Annotated in this window: 1 protein-coding gene; it reads right to left on the bottom strand. The window is 39.2% G+C overall.

The genetic code is table 11. The annotated features are described in order from the left end of the window. Positions 1-80: 80 nt before the first annotated feature. Positions 81-1,331, bottom strand: a complete 1,251-nt coding sequence (locus tag J2Z34_RS17495; protein WP_209461160.1) for an IS110 family RNA-guided transposase — start codon at positions 1,329-1,331, stop codon at positions 81-83. Positions 1,332-1,623 lie beyond the last annotated feature (292 nt).

The following is a 1,623-nucleotide window of genomic DNA, read 5'->3' as shown; positions in this document are numbered from 1 at the left end:
GATTAGCGTGAAAAGAATGATTACACACTGAAAATGGACGACCTTAAATAAGCCTGCAAAAAAATTTTATTTTACAAGCATTAGGTCATTTGAGGTGGTGGAATTAAACCTTCTGAAATCAGTAGTCGGATTGCTTGCTTTATAGCTTTCTCTTTCTGCCTGTCTTTGATATCTGGAGGCATTTCAATTTTGAACAGATCAGCTGGGTTAAATACTTCTCCAGTTACCATCATGTGGTAAATTGAGGTAAGTATCATTCGGGCTATTGCAATAATTGCTCTTTTTTTGCCACGTCTCTTGCTGATGCGTTCATATTTGTTTTTGTAGTAAGAAGATTCTTTTGATTTCACGGCTGCATGGGCAACTTGCACCAATGCAGGTTTGAGGTATACACCAGCACGTGTTATCTTAACAGATTTCTTCTTACCAGCAGATTCATTGTTGCCAGGTGTTAGTCCCGCCCAGCAGCATAATCGCTTGGAACTGGCAAATTGAGACATATCTGTACCAATCTCGGAGATGATGGTAATAGCTGAAGACCTTTCAACTCCGGGAATGGTGCAGAGAAGTCCAATAATATTTCCGTAAGGAGCCACCATTGCTTCAATCTGTGACTTTAAGTAGGATATTTCCCCCTCGATAAAATTGAGATGGGAGCGTATGGAGAGCATCCTAATCTTTTGCTCATGAGTAATCTGATATCCTTCAATGGATTCCAAAACCAACTGGGATTTTGTCTTAAGGGATTTCTGCAATAAAGAAACACATGTTTCAGGATTATACTCACTTGTTGTAATTAGATAATCTGTAATGGACGTGGCAGATTTGCCGAACATATCTGAAACTACTGCATCAAGGGAAACATTACAGACGGTGAGCGCATTCTGAAAGCGATTCTTTTCACTGGACTTACAGGAAGTTAGTTTGTAAATATACCTGGTGTACTCTCGGAGTATGCGAATCGATTTGGGAGGAATAAAGCTGTTTGGTACGAGACCGAGTCTAAAAAGGTCACCAATCCACTTGGAGTCTTTAGCATCATCTTTATTACCTTTGATAGCTCTGACCCATTTAGGATTGGCAACAGTGACTCTTATGGTATCCTCCAAAAGATTGTAAACCGGAATCCAATATTTTCCTGTTGATTCCATACAGACATCTCTGCAGTTATTTTCTATCAACCACTGTTTTAATAGGAGGATAGAATTGTTGAATGTGGAGAATCGTTTTTTAGAATAGTTGGGGGTAATGCCGACGGAAGTAATTAGTGTGGCAACGAGAAAAGTTTTATGGACATCGATGCCACAGCAGATAGGGTAAATAACTTTCATTACGTAACCTCCTCTCAAAAAGTTAAGAGAAGACATTGACTGAATCGTCGCACATAACTAAGAGTTAAAACAATTATTAGCGTACGGTCTCAAAGAACCACTCATTTGTGCTTGAATGACGATTCTCACACTGTTTAATATACTGGCTTTTCAGAAAGAAATACGACTCACCTCACCGTGCTTTGTAGTGTACCTTCTCTTGAGATTAGTATAGAAAAGTTAGAAATAATCCGCACTAACTTTTAATTACTATTTGTGCCGCAAGCGGAGCGGCGGAATGGAGTTTAATATG

The sequence above is a fragment of the Youngiibacter multivorans genome, from assembly GCF_017873395.1.
In the GTDB taxonomy this organism is placed as follows: Bacteria; Bacillota; Clostridia; order Clostridiales; family Clostridiaceae; genus Youngiibacter; species Youngiibacter multivorans.
This window is presented reverse-complemented; position numbering and strand designations above follow the sequence as displayed.